The following is a 15,375-nucleotide window of genomic DNA, read 5'->3' on the forward strand; positions in this document are numbered from 1 at the left end:
GGGTCACCCCGCATGCTGCGGCGGCGGTCGCAAACTCTGCCGCGGTGGCCGGGCCCGACGGCACGACGCCAGCCCAGCAGACCATTGATGCCCATGCCCACCCCTTAGCGACAACGAGCGACAACGCGCGCGATCGTCCACAGGGCGCGGCCCACCGAGCAGTGAGGTCTCGGGGGTCACCCCGCATGCTGCGGCGGCGGTCGCAAACTCTGCCGCGGTGGCCGGGCCCGACGGCACGACGCCAGCCCAGCAGACCATTGATGCCCATGCCCACCCCTTAGCGACAACGAGCGACAACGCACGCGGTTGTCCACAGGGCGCGGCCGACGGGGCGGTGATTCGTCGGTGCCGCCCAGCATGCTGTGGCCATGACCGAACCACTGAAGCTGCGCGGCACTGCCCTGCGGTATGCGCTCACCAATCATCTGCTGCTCCATGGCATCTGCAGCGTGCAGGATCTCGTCGACGCACTCACCCGACAGGGCTTCGGCTTCTATGGCCGGCCCTCGAAGGTCGTCTCGGACGCGCTGCGCTGGGAGGTCCGCCGAGGTCGCGTGTGGCCAAGGGGCCGCGCCCTTTACGGCCCCGGCGAAATGCCGAGGAGCACCGAGCACCGTATCGGCCTGCGCGTGCTCCGCTTGCGCGAAGAAGCCGCGCTGAGGTGCAAGCCCGGCACCGAGCCACCCCACGTCCTGCGCCGCACGGACTGACCCGGATTGTCGCTCGGAGTCGCTACGAGGTGGGCATCACCGCTCATCCCCCGACCGAGCGCGGGACGCCGACCGCGCGCCGAATCTCCTCCACCGTCCGCATTGTCGCTCGGAGTCGCTACGAGGTGGGCATCACCGCTCATCCCCCGACCGAGCGCGGGACGCCGACCGCGCGCCGGATCTCCTCCACCGTCCGCATTGTCGCTCGGAGTCGCTACGAGGTGGGCATCACCGCTCATCCTCCGACCGAGCGCGGGACGCCGACCGCGCGCCGAATCTCCTCCACCGTCCGCATTGTCGCTCGGTGTCGCTACGAGGTGGGCATCACCGCTCATCCTCCGACCGAGGGCGGGACGCCGACCGCGCGCGGGATCTCGTCGACCGTCCGCAGGTCACGGGTGACCGAGATCCGCGCGACCAGCTCCGCGTCAGGCGGATAGTCGACACCGACGAGCGACAGCCCACGCGCCGGAGCCACCGCGAACGCGCTCGAACGGCGACTCTCGTCCAGGAACGCCGCGCACCGGGCCGGATCGATACGGCCCTCCCCCACCGCCAGCAGCGCCCCCACCAGCGAGCGCACCATCGACCAGCAGAACGCGTCGGCGCTCACGTACGCCGTCACCAGATCCCCGACACGCTCCCACTCGAGCCGCTGCAGGTCACGGATGGTCGTGGCACCCTCGCGGGGGCGGCAGAACGCCGCGAAGTCGTTGAGCCCCAACAATTCTCGCGACGCCGCCTGCATCGCCTCCAGGTCCAACGCCCGCGGCCACGGCGTGACGTACCGTGCCGCCGCAGGCTCCACGCCGTAGGGCGCCGTCGACAACCGGTACTCGTAGTGCCTGCGCAACGCCGAAAACCGCGCGTCGAATCCGGCCGGCGCGCGCACCACGTCGCGCACGCGGACGTCGGCGTCGAGCAACTTCGCCAACCGCCGCACCAGCGGTAGGAACTCGGCCTCTCCGGGACGCGGCGTCCGAGGATAGGCCAACGGCACGGCCGCCACGGGGACGTCGACGTGCGCCACCTGACCGGACGCGTGCACCCCCGTGTCGGTGCGCCCCGCCGCCCGCGTGACGATGGGCGTGCGGAACACCGTCGACAGCGCCTCGTCGATGACTCCCGCCACCGTGCGCTGCCCGGCCTGCGTTGCCCAGCCCGCGAAATCCGTTCCGTCGTAAGCGATGTCGAGCCGCAAACGAACATGCCCGCCACCGGAATCGGTGGCGGGCACGTTCACGACGTGATTACTTGGCGTCGTCGGCCTTCGCGTCGGCTGCCGCGTCGGCGGCCTGCTCCTCGGCGACCTCTTCGGCAGCCTCGGCAGCCTGACCCTCTTCGATGGCCTCGTCTTCGACCTTGGCGTCCTCGACGGTCTCCTCGCCCTTGGCGTCCTCGACGGTCTCCTCGGCCGCAGGCGCCGCCGCGGCAGCCGGAGCCTTCTTGGCAGCACGGCGAGCGCGGTCGGCCTCGGACGTCACGGTCTTCTCGCGCACCAGCTCGATCACGGCCATGGGGGCGTTGTCACCCTTGCGGTTCTCGACCTTGATGATGCGGGTGTAGCCACCCGCGCGATCGGCGAAGAACGGGCCGATCTCGGCGAACAACACGTGCACCACGTCCTTGTCGCGGATCTTCTTCATCACCTCACGCCGGTTGTGCAGCGTGCCCTTCTTGGCGTGGGTGATGAGCTTCTCCGCGTACGGCCGCAACGCCCGCGCCTTCGGCTCGGTGGTCTTGATGCGGCCGTGCTCGAACAGCGACGTGGCCAGGTTGGCCAGCAGCGCCTTCTGGTGCGAGGACGACCCGCCGAGACGAGGTCCCTTACTGGGCTTGGGCATTGCGACTATCTCCTAAATGGGGCCGGCCCCCGTATCAGGTAGGACCGGGACGGTGGTGTAGCTGGTGGTTGGAGCTGTTCGGCCTCGCGCCTAGAGCTGTTCGGTCTCGGCGAAGTCCTGGTTGTCGTCCAGGTCGTAGCCCGACGCCTCGCTGTTCCACGTGCCCGTGGCGACGTCGTAGCCGGCGACCTCCGACGGATCGAAGGTGGCCGGGCTGTCCTTGAGCGAGAGACCGAGCTGGTGCAGCTTGATCTTCACCTCGTCGATCGACTTCTGACCGAAGTTGCGGATGTCGAGCAGGTCGGACTCGGTACGCGAGACCAACTCGCCGACGGTGTGCACACCCTCGCGCTTGAGGCAGTTGTACGACCGCACGGTGAGTTCCAGGTCGTCGATGGGCAGCGCGAAGCTGGCGATGTGATCGGCCTCGGCGGGCGAGGGTCCGATCTCGATGCCCTCGGCCTCGACGTTGAGTTCCCGCGCCAGGCCGAACAGTTCCACCAGCGTCTTGCCGGCCGAGGCCAGCGCGTCGCGCGGGCTGATCGAGTTCTTGGTCTCGACGTCGAGGATCAGCTTGTCGAAGTCGGTGCGCTGCTCGACACGGGTCGCCTCGACCTTGTAGGTCACCTTGAGCACCGGCGAGTAGATCGAGTCGACCGGGATGCGGCCGATCTCGGCGCCGGAGGCCTTGTTCTGCACGGCGGGCACGTAGCCGCGGCCCCGCTCGACGACCAGCTCGACCTCGAGCTTGCCCTTGTCGTTGAGGGTCGCGATGTGCATGTCCGGGTTGTGCACGGTGACGCCGGCCGGCGGCACGATGTCACCGGCGGTGACCGCACCCGGGCCCTGCTTGCGCAGGTACATGGTGACGGGCTCGTCCTCCTCCGAGGACACGACCAGGCCCTTGAGGTTCAGGATGATGTCGGTGACGTCTTCCTTCACCCCGGGAACCGTCGTGAACTCGTGCAGCACGCCGTCGATGCGGATGCTGGTGACCGCCGCGCCCGGGATGGACGACAGCAGCGTGCGCCGCAGCGAGTTGCCCAGGGTGTAGCCGAAGCCGGGCTCCAGGGGCTCGATGACGAACTTGGACCGGTTCTCGGCCAGGTTCTCCTCGGACAGGGTGGGCCGCTGAGAAATCAGCATGGGTGTTCTTCTCCTTCTCGGCACCCGCTATTTGATGCCGTCTGGGCGGTGGCAGCGGACGCTGCCACCGATTACTTCGAGTAGAGCTCGACGATGAGCTGCTCGGTGAGCGGCACGTCGATCTGTGCGCGCTCGGGCAGCTGGTGGACGAGGACGCGCTGACGCTCGCCGACGACCTGGAGCCACGACGGGATGGGCCGCTCGCCCGCGGTCTGCCGCGAGACCTCGAACGGCAGCGTGTTGAGCGACTTGTCCTTGATGTCGATGATGTCGTACTGCGACACCCGGTAGCTCGGGACGTTGACCTTCACACCGTTGACGGTGAAGTGCCCGTGGCTGACCAGCTGACGCGCCATGCGACGCGTACGGGCCAGGCCCGCGCGGTACACGACGTTGTCCAGCCGGCTCTCCAGGATGCGGAGCAGGTTGTCACCGGTCTTGCCGGGAAGGCGCACGGCCTCCTCGTAGTACCGGCGGAACTGCTTCTCCATGACGCCGTAGGTGAAGCGAGCCTTCTGCTTCTCCTGCAGCTGCGTGCGGTATTCGCTCTCCTTGATCCGCGCGCGGCCGTGCTGGCCGGGCGGGTAGGGGCGCCTCTCGAAGGACTGATCTCCGCCGACCAGGTCGACGCCGAGGCGGCGCGACTTGCGGGTGACGGGTCCGGTGTAACGAGCCATGTGTCAGTTCCTCCCTAGACCCGGCGCCGCTTCGGCGGACGGCACCCGTTGTGCGGCTGCGGCGTGACGTCGGCGATCGCGCCCACCTCGAGGCCGGCGGCCTGCAACGAGCGGATGGCGGTCTCGCGGCCCGAGCCCGGGCCCTTCACGAAGACGTCGACCTTCTTGACACCGTGCTCCTGCGCCTTGCGGGCAGCGTTCTCCGCGGCCAGCTGAGCGGCGAACGGCGTCGACTTGCGCGAGCCCTTGAAGCCCACGTGACCCGAGGACGCCCACGCGATGACGTTGCCCTGGGGATCGGTGATCGAGACGATCGTGTTGTTGAACGTGCTCTTGATGTGAGCGGCGCCGTGCGGGACGTTCTTCTTTTCCCTGCGACGGGTCTTCTGACCCTTCTTGGCGCCGGTGCCCTTCTTTGCCTGTGCCATGAGGGGTTACCTGGCCTTCTTCTTGCCGGCGATGGTGCGCTTCGGGCCCTTGCGGGTGCGCGCATTGGTCTTGGTGCGCTGGCCACGCACGGGCAGGCCACGACGGTGGCGCAGGCCCTGGTAGCAGCCGATCTCGATCTTGCGACGGATGTCGGCCTGCACCTCGCGACGCAGGTCGCCCTCGACCTTGAGGTTGCCCTCGATGTAGTCGCGCAGCGCGGTCACCTGATCGTCGGTGAGGTCCTTGGACCGCTGGTCACGGCTGATGCCGGTGGCGTCGAGGATCTCCACCGAGCGGGTACGGCCGATGCCGTAGATGTAGGTCAGCGCGATCTCCATGCGCTTGTCGCGCGGGAGATCGACGCCCATGAGACGTGCCATCAGGCAGTGTTTCCTTCTTCTATGCGGAGGTCTGATCCCAGTCCGTTCCCCGTTCGGGGTCCGGCCTCCGTGCCGGACGTGTATGGGCGGCCCATCTCCGTTCGAGATGCCTGCCGCCCAGTGGTACTGGGAGGTCTGCATTCAGTTGTGGGTGGTGCGTGTCGGGCCCTCGGGCCCCGGGGCTCTAGCCCTGCCGCTGCTTGTGGCGGGGATCAGAGCAGATCACCATGACCCGCCCATGCCGGCGGATCACCCTGCACTTGTCGCAGATCGGCTTGACGCTCGGGTTCACCTTCACGGCTGTCGTCGATCCTTCTCGGTCTGGCCGTGACGCGCGGATGCGCGCCACGTCTCTGCTGGTGGTGCGGACGTGGGTTACTTGTATCGGTACACGATGCGGCCCCGGGACAGGTCGTAGGGAGAAAGCTCCACTACGACACGGTCCTCGGGCAGGATGCGGATGTAGTGCTGCCGCATCTTGCCGCTGATGTGAGCGAGTACCTTGTGACCGTTCTCCAGCTCAATGCGGAACATCGCATTGGGCAGAGGCTCGACCACGCGGCCCTCGACCTCGATGGCACCGTCTTTCTTGGCCATGCTCTTCGGCGATCCTTGCTTTTCGGTTTCGTATCGGGCTACGTCCGTAGCGCAGCCTTCGATCCGACTAAGAAACGTGAGTCGGTTCTCCGGAATCTCCGGGTGGATCCGGAATCCGAGACAGAGCACGCAAGAAGTCGGCGCGCAAGCCGCACCGTTGATCCATGGTACTCGCCGGGACGTCCTGCCCAAAATCGTGCTGTCAAGCACCTCGGGCAGATGAAAGGATCGTGTCCGGCACCCGTCGTCGGCAACGGTACTACGGGTGCCGGGGCCGTCGCGCACGATCGGCAGTCGCAGCACTCACGGGGGAAGGGGATCGCGTGACCGCGTACCTCGTCGCGTTCGTCGTGGGCGGCATCGCGGTCCTGGCATCGCTGCTGGTCGCCGAGTTCGACGTCGGCGGCGCCGGCCATCCGGGGCACGGGGACGGCCTGCCGTTCCTGAGCCTGACCAGCATCGCCGCCGCGCTGCTCGGCGCGGGTACCGGCGGCCTGATCGCCACCTGGGCGGGACTGGCCGCGCTGCCCGCGGGTGGTGTCGCCGCGGGCAGCGCCGCCGTGCTGCTCGGGGTGCTACAAGGCCTCGTCCTGCCCTACCTGCGCCGCCAGCAGGCCAATTCGCACACCGGCAGGCAGTCCTACGTCGGCAGGCTCGGCACCGTGACGCTCGAGATCCCCGCCGACGGCTGGGGTGAGATCGCGTTCGTCGACGCCGACGGCAACCGCGTACGGGCCCGTGCCGTCACCGCCGAACCCCACGCCCTGCCCAAGGCCGCCCGCGTGTACATCGCCGAAGCCGATGCCGACGTCGTGCACGTCGTCGCCATCCCCGAGGAATTCGACCCGGACCGACCGTTCCCATCAGAGAGGTACTGAGCCCATGTCCTTGCTGCTGATCGTCGTCATCGCGGTGATCGCCGCGCTCCTGATCTTCGTCGCGCTGCCCATCGTCTACGTGAAGAACTACATCAAGGTGCCGCCCAACGAGGTGGCCGTCTTCACCGGCCGCGGCACCCCCAAGGTGGTGCGCGGCGGCGCGCGGTTCCGGGTGCCCGGCATCGAGCGCGTCGACATCATGAGCCTGGAGCCGTTCAACGTCAGCATCAACCTGCAGAACGCGTTGTCCAACAACGGTGTCCCGGTCAACGTCGAGGCCGTCGGCCTGGTCCGCATCGGCTCGGCCGACGAGGCCGTGCAGACCGCCGTGCAGCGCTTCCTCACCTCCGACCTCAACGAACTGCAGCGCCAGATCAACGAAATCCTGGCGGGCAGCCTGCGCGGCATCACGGCGACGATGACCGTCGAGGACCTCAACTCCAACCGCGACAGCCTGGCCCGCAGCGTGGTCGAGGAGGCCGGCGGCGACCTCGCCCGTATCGGCATGGAGGTCGACGTCCTCAAGATCGCCGGCATCTCCGACGCCAACGACTACCTGAAGTCACTCGGCCAGCGGCGCATCGCCGAGGTCAAGCGCGACGCCACCGTCGGCACCGCCGAAGCCGAACGCGACGCGCAGATCCAGTCGGCCCGCGCCCGTCAGGAAGGCTCGATCGCCCAGGCCGAGGCCGACACCGCGATCGCCACCGCCAACCAGAAGCGCGACGTCGAACTCGCGCGGTTGCGCGCGCAGACCGAAGCCGAGAACGCACAGGCCAACCAGGCCGGCCCGCTGGCCAACGCCCGCGCCCAGAAGGACGTCGGCATCGCCACCGAGCAGGCCGAGGCCGCCCGCGTGCAGGCCCGCATCGAGGTGGAACAGCGACGCGCCGAACAGGCGCAGGCCGCGCTGCAGGCCGACGTGATCGCCCCCGCCGAGGCGCAGCGCCAGGCCGACGTCGCCCGCGCAGAGGGGCAGCGGCAGGCGACGATCCTGGCCGCGGAGGCCAACGCCGAGGCGCAACGGCGCGCCGGCCAGGCCGAGGCCGACGCCCGCAAGGCCGCCGCCGACGCGCTGCGCGTCGAGAAGCAGGCGGAGGCGGACAGCCTGCAGGCCAAGCTGGTCGCCGAGGCGGCGGGCAAGAAGGAACTCGCCGACGCCATGCGCGTCGAGCAGCAGGCCGAGGCCGCGGGCATCGAAGCCAAGCTGTTGGCCGAGGCCAACGGCAAGAAGGAGATCGCGGCCGCGCTCAACGGCTACACCGCCGACGCCGCCCGCCTGCTGATGCTGCCCGACGTCCTGGCGTCGGTGGTCAAGGCCACCGAGGCGGCCGCCGCACCGCTCGGCGAGATCGAGCGGCTGTCGATCGTCGGCGGCTCCGGCGACGCGCAGGACGCGGTGGGCGGCCTGCTGGGCGTCAGCCCGCTGGCGGTGGCGAAGATCCTGGAGACGCTCAAGGCGTCGGGCATCGACGTGGCCGCCCTGCTGGACCGCGACGGCCAGCGGCAGGGCTGACGCGTCAGCCCGCGTCGGCGGTGGCCTTGATGGCGGCGAGCGTCGCCGGGATGCCGCTCTTGGCCTGCTCGCTGCGCAGCGCGATCTGACGATCGGCGTCGTCGCCGAAACGGCCGCGGAAGCCCTCGATGCCCTTGGGCAGGAACTGCCACGACTGCGTCACCCGCGTGCCGCCGTCCTGCGCGCCGGCCGTGGCCGGCTCCAACGTGAACCCCCAGCGGACCCAGCCGTCGTTGACCTCCCAGGCGAACTCGCGCCCGGGGTCGGCGGCCACCACCTGGCTGCGCGTCTCCCACGTGCGCGCTGGAACGATGTCCCCGGTCGCTTCGCTCCTGCTCTCCGACAGTTCGTTGCGGCCCGTGAACCAGGCGCCCACCTGCCCTGCCTGCGCCTCGTCGTCCCACCAGCACGCCGTGCAGACGGGGCTCCACTGCCCCATCCGCGTGACGTCGGACAGCAGGGCGTAGGTGCGGTCGGCGTCGAGGGCGACGACGACCGAATCCGAGAAGGCGAGGTCGGTCATGGACGCCGATTCTGCCCTGGGCGATCGGGCGGTGCACCAGCGAGGTGTTGACCGGATACTCGCTGGACGCGCGGCGCATACTTGACGGTGATGACCGGACCCGAACACCAGCCCCGACGACCCGCGATCCTCACCGTCGACGACGATCCCGCGGTCTCCCGCGCGGTGGCGCGCGACCTGCGCAGGCACTACGGCGAGCGCTACCGCATCGTGCGCGCCGAGTCCGGCGCCGATGCACTCGACACGTTGAAGGAACTCAAGCTGCGCGGCGACACCGTGGCGGTGTTCGTGGCCGACTACCGCATGCCGCAGATGAGCGGCATCGAGTTCCTCGAGAAGGCCATGGACGTGTTCCCGCTGGCCCGCCGCGTGCTGCTGACCGCATACGCCGACACGCATGCCGCCATCGACGCCATCAACGTCGTCGACCTGGACCACTACCTGCTCAAGCCGTGGGACCCGCCGGAGGAGAAGCTCTACCCGGTGATCGACGGCCTGCTGGAGGAATGGCGCGCCGTCGGCGACCGCGGCATGCCCTACACCAAGGTGATCGGCCACCGCTACAGCGACCGGTCGTGGGAGGTGCGCCAGTTCCTGGCGCGCAACGAGTACTCGTTCCGGGCCATCGACGCCGAGGAGACCAAGGGCCAGCAACTGCTGCAGGCGGCAGGCCTCGACGACAGCCGCCTCCCGGTGGTCATCACCGAGAAGGGCGAGACGCTGGTCGAGCCCACCGACGTCGAACTCGCCACCCTGCTGGGGCTGTCCACCAGCCCCGCGCTGGAGATGTACGACCTGGCGGTCATCGGCGGCGGCCCGGCGGGCCTGGCGGCGGCGGTGTACGGCGCGTCCGAGGGTCTCAAGACCGTGCTGATCGAGAAGGCCACCACCGGCGGACAGGCGGGCCGCAGCTCGAACATCGAGAACTACCTGGGCTTCCCCACCGGCATCTCCGGCGCCGAGCTGACCACGTCGGCCCGCAGGCAGGCCGAACGCTTCGGCGCCGAGGTCATCACGACGCAAGAGGCCGGCAAGCTCGAGGTCAACGGCGTCGGCGCCGCCCACTCGATCGTGCTGAACGACGACCACACCATCGGCGCCCGCGCCGTCATCCTCGCCACCGGCGTCGACTACCGCCAGCTGCAGATCACCGGCTGCTGGGACGACCCCGACCAGCCCGACTGCAGCTACATCGGCCGCGGCGTCTACTACGGCGCCTCGGTGGCCGACAACAGCGAATGCGCGGGCGAGGACGTCTACATCGTCGGCGGGGCGAACTCGGCAGGGCAGGCGGCGATGTACATGTCGCAGACCGCCAAGTCGGTGACCATGCTGATCCGGGGCCCCTCACTGGAGGCGGGCATGTCGCAGTACCTGGTGGACCGGATCACCAAGTCGCCCAACATCGTGGTGCGGACCTGCACCGAGGTGGTCGACACCGAGAACGACGGCGACCGGCTGACCAAGCTGGTGCTGTTCGACAAGCGCTCCGAGCAACGCGAGACCGTGGCGTGCGACCGCATGTGCTGTTTCATCGGGGCCACCCCGCGCACCGATTGGCTCGAGGACGCGGGAATAGCCCGCGACGATCACGGCTTCATCTTGTCGGGACCGGATCTTCGCGAGAAGGTGGGCTGGACGCTGGACCGTCCGCCGCACCACCTCGAGACGAGCGTGCCCGGCGTGTTCGTGGCGGGTGACGTGCGCTCCCAGTCCGCGAAGCGCGTGGCGGCAGCCGTCGGCGAAGGGTCGATGGCCGTCATGCTGGTGCACAGGTATCTGGCGGAAGCCTAGAGAGAGGACCGCGATGGGCTCGAACGACCCAGGCTCGAACCACGAGGGGCCATGCGTCCGCGACGAGCTGCGAACGCTGTTCCTGTTCGAACACCTCTCCGACGAGCAGCTCGACGTGCTGTGCGCGAACGGGCACATCGAGACCTTCCCCGCGGGGCCGCTGCTGGTCGAGGGCGAGTCCGCCACGTGCTTCTACGTGCTGATCGACGGCGAGTTGATCATGTCGAAGCGTTCCGGCGGCGTCGACATCCAGACCAACCGGACCTCGCAGCGCGGCGTCTACTTCGGCGCCTGGTCGGCCTACGTACCCGGCGAGGAGCACCTCTACCAGGCGTCGGTCCGGCTGACCCAGCCGTCGCGCTGCTTCGTGCTCGACGCCGACGCCTTCGCCTGCTTCATGCAGACCCAGTTCCCGATGGCCGTGCACCTGCTCGAGGGCCACATGGTCGGCGGACGTCGCCAGAGCCAGATCATCGGGCAGCGTGAGAAGCTGCTGGCGCTGGGCACCATCACCGCCGGACTGACCCATCAGCTGAACAACCCGGCCGCGGCGACCGCGCGGGCCACCGCCGACCTGCGCGACACCGTCGGCAAGATGCGCCACAAGCTGGCCATGCTCGCCGACGGCAAGTTCAGTCCCGAGGCGCTGCGCGTCCTGGTGAGCATCCAGGAGGAGGTGGCCGAGCAGGTCGCCAAGCACAAGTCGGTCGAACTGTCCGCGCTGGAGGCCTCCGACCGCGAAGACGCCATCGGCGACTGGCTCGAGGATCACGACATCGTCGGCGCCTGGGACTACGCCCCGACGTTCGTCGACGCGGGCCTGGACACCGCCTGGCTGGAGCGCATCCTCGCCTCGGTCGACGACGTCGACGCCACCGCGTCCCTGCAGGGGGCGCTGGGCTGGCTGAAGTACACCATCGACACCGAGCTGCGGATGAACGAGATCGCCGAGGCCAGCAAGCGGATCTCGGCGCTGCTGGCCGACGCCAAGCAGTACTCACAGATGGATCGCGGTGCGTACCAGAGCGCCAACGTCCACGAGCTGCTGCGCAGCACGATCATGATGTTCGGCGACAAGATCGGCCACCCCGGCAAGGGCAGGCCGGTCACCCTCCACAAGGACCTGACCAAGGACCTGCCCGAACTGCTGTGCTACCCGGGCGACCTCAACCAGGTGTGGACCAACCTCATCGAGAACGCCATCCAGGCGATGGGCGGCGAGGGCAACCTCACCATCCGCACCGCGCGCGAGAACGAGGACATGGTGCGCGTGGAGATCTGCGACGACGGCCCCGGCATCGACCCCGACATCATCGACCGCATCTTCACCCCGTTCTTCACCACCAAGCCGTTCGGGGAGGGCACCGGGCTGGGCCTGGACCTGGCGTGGCGCATCGTCGTGGAGAAGCACCACGGCAACATGTCGGTGCAGAGCAAACCCGGTGACACCCGGTTCGTGGTGACCCTGCCGCTACAGGCGCCCGCGCCGGTCACGCCCACCCCCGGTGAACTCGCCGCGGCGGGCAGGGAATGACACTCGACCTCGGCCGCTACGGCGTCTTCGGCCACTACGAGCAGTGGCGACGCCTGAGCCCCGACCGGCTCCGCGAGATCGAGGCCCTGGGTTACGAGGCGCTGTGGGCGGGCGGTTCCCCACCCGCGGAACTCGATTGGGTGGATCCGATCCTCGAGGTCACCGACCACCTGAAGCTCGCCACCGGCATCGTCAACATCTGGACGGCGCCAGCCGATGCGGTGGCCGCGTCCTACCACCGGCTGGAGGCCGCCTACCCCGGCCGGTTCGTGCTCGGCATCGGCGTCGGGCATCCCGAGGCGCAGGGCGAGTACCAGAAGCCCTACGACGCCCTCAACACCTATCTCGACGACCTGGACCGCCACGACGTGCCCAAGGAGCGACGCGTCGTCGCCGCGTTGGGACCGCAGGTGCTCAAGCTGTCGGCCCGGCGGGCCGCGGGCGCCCACCCCTACCTGACCACGCCGGAGCACACCGCCACGGCGCGCGACCTCCTGGGCCCGGAGGCGTTCATCGCCCCGGAGCACAAGGTGGTGCCCACCACGGACACCACGGAGGCACGCGCGGTGGGCCGCAAGGCGCTCGACATCTATCTCGGGCTGGCCAACTACCTCAACAACTGGAAGCGGCTGGGTTTCACCGACGCCGATCTGGCTAAACCGGGTAGCGACGCGCTGGTCGACGCCGTCGTCGCCTACGGCACCACCGACGACATCGCGGCCCGGCTGGCCCAGCACGTCTCGGCGGGCGCCGACCACGTCGCGGTGCAGGTGCTCGCCGACCCCGACCGACTCGTACCCACCCTCGCCGACCTGGCCGGCCCGCTCGGGCTGCGCTGACCCCCGACCCAAAGGACCGACCACGTGACCGATGCAGTGTCCCTCAAGCCCGACCTCGGCCGCTTCGGCGTGTGGACGTTCGGTGCGCCGACGCCGGAGCAGGCCGCCGAGATCGAACGCCTCGGCTATGGCGCGGTGTGGGTCGGTGGGTCGCCCGCCGGCGATCTCGCCTTCGTCGAGCCGCTGCTCGAGGCCACCGAGACGCTGCAGGTCGCCACGGGCATCGTCAACGTCTGGACCGCCAAGGCCGACGAGGTCGCCGAGTCCTACCACCGCATCGAGGCCGCCTACCCGGGCCGCTTCCTGCTGGGCATCGGCATCGGCCATCCCGAGCACACGCAGGAGTACCGCAAGCCCTACGACGTGCTCGTCGAGTACCTCGACGCACTGGACGCCGCGAAGGTGCCCACCAGCAGGCGCGTGCTCGCCGCGCTGGGCCCGCAGGTGCTCAAGCTGTCGGCGCAGCGGTCCGCCGGCGCCCACCCGTATCTCACCACGCCCGAACACACCGGGCAGGCGCGCAACATCCTGGGCAAGACCGTCTACCTGGCCCCCGAGCACAAGGTGGTGCTCACCGACGGCTCCGCCGAGGAGGCCGAGCAGGCTCGGGCGACGGGCCGCGACACCGTCGACTTCTACCTGGGCCTGAGCAACTACGTGAACAACTGGAAGCGGTTGGGCTTCAGCGACGACGACGTCGCCAAGCCGGGCAGCGACAAGCTCATCGACGCCGTGGTCGCCCACGGCACCCCCGACGCGGTCGCCGCGCGGCTCGCCGAGCATCTCGACGCGGGCGCCGACCACGTCGCCGTCCAGGTGCTGGGCGGAGCCGACGCGCTGATCCCCACGCTCACGGCGCTCGCGGGACCACTCGGATTGAAGGGTGACGCATAGCCGCTAGGGTTTGACCCATGCGGTTGCTCGTCACCGGGGGCGCGGGATTCATCGGCGCGAACTTCGTCCACGCCGTCGTCAGGGAGCATCCCGAGGCGACGGTCACCGTTCTCGACTCGTTGACCTACGCGGGAACCCGCGAGTCGCTGGCGCCGGTCGCCGACGACGTCCGCGTGGTGCAGGGCGACATCGCCGACGCCGCGCTGGTCGACGAACTGGTGGGCCAGTCCGACGCCGTCGCCCACTTCGCGGCCGAGACGCACGTCGACAACTCGCTGCGCGATCCGGAGCCGTTCCTGCGGTCGAACGTGGTGGGCACGTTCGCCATCCTGGAGGCGGTCCGCAAGCACGACGTGCGACTGCACCACGTCTCCACCGACGAGGTCTACGGCGACCTGCCGCTGGACCAGGACGTGCGCTTCACCGAGACCACGCCCTACAACCCGTCGAGCCCGTACTCGGCGACGAAGGCCGCCGCCGACATGCTGGTGCGCGCCTGGGTGCGCTCGTACGGCGTGCGCGCGACCATCTCGAACTGCTCCAACAACTACGGGCCGTATCAGCACGTGGAGAAGTTCATCCCACGCCAGATCACCAATGTGCTCACCGGGCGGCGACCGATGCTCTACGGCGCGGGCGCCAACGTGCGCGACTGGATCCACGTCGAGGACCACAATCGCGCCGTCTGGCTGATCCTGCAGCACGGCGTGCTCGGTCAGACCTACCTGATCGGCGCCAACGGCGAACGCGACAACCTCACCGTGATGCGCGCCATCCTGCGGCTCATGGGCCGCGACCCCGACGACTTCGACCACGTCACCGACCGGGCGGGCCACGACCTGCGCTACGGCATCGACTCGTCGCTGCTCACCGAGGAACTGCACTGGTCCCCCAAGCACACCGACTTCGAGTCCGGGCTGGCCGAGACCATCGACTGGTACCGCGCCAACGAGGCGTGGTGGCGTCCCCTCAAGGACGGTGCCGAAGCCCGGTACGAGGAGCGGGGACGGTGAGCTTCCGCGAGCTGAAGGTGCCCGGCGCGTGGGAGATCACGCCCCGGATCTTCCCCGATCCCCGAGGCCTGTTCTACGAGTGGTTCACCGACCGCGAGTTCACCGAGATGACCGGTCACGGCCTGAACCTGCTGCAGGCCAACGTCTCGGTGTCGTCGGCGAACGTGCTGCGGGGACTGCACTTCGCGCAGCTGCCGCCCAGCCAGGCCAAGTACGTGACGTGCCTGCGCGGTGCGGTGTTCGACGTGGTGGTCGACGTCCGGGTCGGGTCGCCGACGTTCGGGCAGTGGGATTCGGTGCTGCTGGACACCCGCGATCGGCGCACCATCTACCTGTCCGAGGGACTGGCCCACGGTTTCCTCGCGCTCGAGGACGACTCGACGGTGAGCTACCTGTGTTCGGCGGGCTACTCCCCCGAGCGGGAGCACACCATCCGCGCCACCGACCCGGAACTGGGAATCGAGTGGCCCGGCGGCGAGCCCCTGCTGTCCGAACGCGACCTGGCCGCACCCACGCTGGCCGAGGTGCGGGCGGCGGGCCTGCTGCCCACGTGGGACGAGGCGCGCGCGTTCGACGAGAGCCTGCGCACGGGTTAGCACGA

18 protein-coding genes are annotated in these 15,375 nt (G+C 69.2%); 9 read left to right on the forward strand and 9 right to left on the reverse strand.

Annotated elements, in window-relative coordinates:
• The first annotated feature begins 368 nt into the window (after positions 1-368).
• The gene (locus tag AC30CM_RS16715) at positions 369-710 is read left to right on the forward strand and encodes a hypothetical protein (protein WP_490118021.1); all 342 of its coding nucleotides are present in this window, start codon (positions 369-371) and stop codon (positions 708-710) included.
• 331 nt (positions 711-1,041) lie between these two features.
• Here the strand turns inward: AC30CM_RS16715 and truA are convergent, their stop codons facing one another.
• The 8 genes from truA to infA form a co-directional block, all read right to left on the reverse strand.
• A complete protein-coding gene (truA, locus tag AC30CM_RS16720; protein WP_490118022.1) occupies positions 1,042-1,953 on the reverse strand; it encodes a tRNA pseudouridine(38-40) synthase TruA in 912 nt (303 codons plus the stop codon).
• A 7-nt stretch (positions 1,954-1,960) separates the two neighbouring features.
• A complete protein-coding gene (rplQ, locus tag AC30CM_RS16725) occupies positions 1,961-2,554 on the reverse strand; it encodes a 50S ribosomal protein L17 (protein ID WP_490118023.1) in 594 nt (197 codons plus the stop codon).
• 90 nt (positions 2,555-2,644) lie between these two features.
• The gene (locus AC30CM_RS16730) at positions 2,645-3,700 is read right to left on the reverse strand and encodes a DNA-directed RNA polymerase subunit alpha (protein WP_490118024.1); all 1,056 of its coding nucleotides are present in this window, start codon (positions 3,698-3,700) and stop codon (positions 2,645-2,647) included.
• Between the two features lie 71 nt (positions 3,701-3,771).
• A complete protein-coding gene (gene rpsD, locus AC30CM_RS16735) occupies positions 3,772-4,377 on the reverse strand; it encodes a 30S ribosomal protein S4 (RefSeq protein WP_490118025.1) in 606 nt (201 codons plus the stop codon).
• 14 nt (positions 4,378-4,391) lie between these two features.
• Positions 4,392-4,805 carry a 30S ribosomal protein S11 gene (rpsK, locus tag AC30CM_RS16740; RefSeq protein ID WP_490118026.1) on the reverse strand — a complete coding sequence of 138 codons (414 nt, stop codon included), beginning with the start codon at positions 4,803-4,805 and terminating at the stop codon, positions 4,392-4,394.
• 6 nt (positions 4,806-4,811) lie between these two features.
• A complete protein-coding gene (rpsM, locus tag AC30CM_RS16745; RefSeq protein WP_490118027.1) occupies positions 4,812-5,186 on the reverse strand; it encodes a 30S ribosomal protein S13 in 375 nt (124 codons plus the stop codon).
• A 184-nt stretch (positions 5,187-5,370) separates the two neighbouring features.
• The gene (rpmJ, locus tag AC30CM_RS16750) at positions 5,371-5,484 is read right to left on the reverse strand and encodes a 50S ribosomal protein L36 (protein WP_003879483.1); all 114 of its coding nucleotides are present in this window, start codon (positions 5,482-5,484) and stop codon (positions 5,371-5,373) included.
• A 77-nt stretch (positions 5,485-5,561) separates the two neighbouring features.
• Positions 5,562-5,783 carry a translation initiation factor IF-1 gene (gene infA / locus AC30CM_RS16755; protein ID WP_003418601.1) on the reverse strand — a complete coding sequence of 74 codons (222 nt, stop codon included), beginning with the start codon at positions 5,781-5,783 and terminating at the stop codon, positions 5,562-5,564.
• 323 nt (positions 5,784-6,106) lie between these two features.
• Between infA and AC30CM_RS16760 the strand changes: the two genes are divergently transcribed.
• Both AC30CM_RS16760 and AC30CM_RS16765 read left to right on the forward strand, forming a co-directional pair.
• A complete protein-coding gene (locus AC30CM_RS16760) occupies positions 6,107-6,661 on the forward strand; it encodes a hypothetical protein (protein ID WP_490118028.1) in 555 nt (184 codons plus the stop codon).
• A 4-nt stretch (positions 6,662-6,665) separates the two neighbouring features.
• Positions 6,666-8,177, forward strand: a complete 1,512-nt coding sequence (locus AC30CM_RS16765) for a flotillin family protein (protein ID WP_490118029.1) — start codon at positions 6,666-6,668, stop codon at positions 8,175-8,177.
• A gap of 4 nt (positions 8,178-8,181) precedes the next feature.
• On the opposite strand, the gene AC30CM_RS16770 is transcribed toward AC30CM_RS16765, so the two are convergent.
• Positions 8,182-8,700, reverse strand: a complete 519-nt coding sequence (locus AC30CM_RS16770) for an SRPBCC family protein (protein ID WP_490118030.1) — start codon at positions 8,698-8,700, stop codon at positions 8,182-8,184.
• Between the two features lie 90 nt (positions 8,701-8,790).
• On the opposite strand from AC30CM_RS16770, the gene AC30CM_RS16775 reads away from it, so the two are divergent.
• The 6 genes from AC30CM_RS16775 to rfbC are packed head-to-tail and all read left to right on the forward strand — an operon-like array spanning position 8,791 to position 15,370.
• Positions 8,791-10,494: an NAD(P)/FAD-dependent oxidoreductase gene (locus AC30CM_RS16775; RefSeq protein WP_490118031.1), complete on the forward strand. Its 1,704-nt coding sequence runs from the start codon at positions 8,791-8,793 to the stop codon at positions 10,492-10,494.
• A gap of 13 nt (positions 10,495-10,507) precedes the next feature.
• Positions 10,508-12,028, forward strand: coding sequence for an ATP-binding protein (locus tag AC30CM_RS16780; RefSeq protein ID WP_490118032.1), 1,521 nt, complete (start codon positions 10,508-10,510; stop codon positions 12,026-12,028).
• On the forward strand, positions 12,025-12,867 hold the full coding sequence (locus AC30CM_RS16785) for an LLM class F420-dependent oxidoreductase (protein WP_490118033.1): 843 nt from the start codon (positions 12,025-12,027) through the stop codon (positions 12,865-12,867). Before AC30CM_RS16780 ends, AC30CM_RS16785 begins: the two co-directional genes overlap by 4 nt.
• A 24-nt stretch (positions 12,868-12,891) precedes the next feature.
• Positions 12,892-13,761, forward strand: a complete 870-nt coding sequence (locus tag AC30CM_RS16790) for an LLM class F420-dependent oxidoreductase (RefSeq protein WP_490118034.1) — start codon at positions 12,892-12,894, stop codon at positions 13,759-13,761.
• 17 nt (positions 13,762-13,778) lie between these two features.
• Positions 13,779-14,774: a dTDP-glucose 4,6-dehydratase gene (rfbB, locus tag AC30CM_RS16795; RefSeq protein WP_490118035.1), complete on the forward strand. Its 996-nt coding sequence runs from the start codon at positions 13,779-13,781 to the stop codon at positions 14,772-14,774.
• Positions 14,771-15,370: a dTDP-4-dehydrorhamnose 3,5-epimerase gene (rfbC, locus tag AC30CM_RS16800; protein ID WP_490118036.1), complete on the forward strand. Its 600-nt coding sequence runs from the start codon at positions 14,771-14,773 to the stop codon at positions 15,368-15,370. The genes rfbB and rfbC overlap by 4 nt, the downstream gene beginning before the upstream one ends.
• The last annotated feature ends 5 nt before the right edge of the window (positions 15,371-15,375 follow it).

This window comes from Mycobacterium sp. DHQP2018-32-09 (assembly GCF_058148405.1).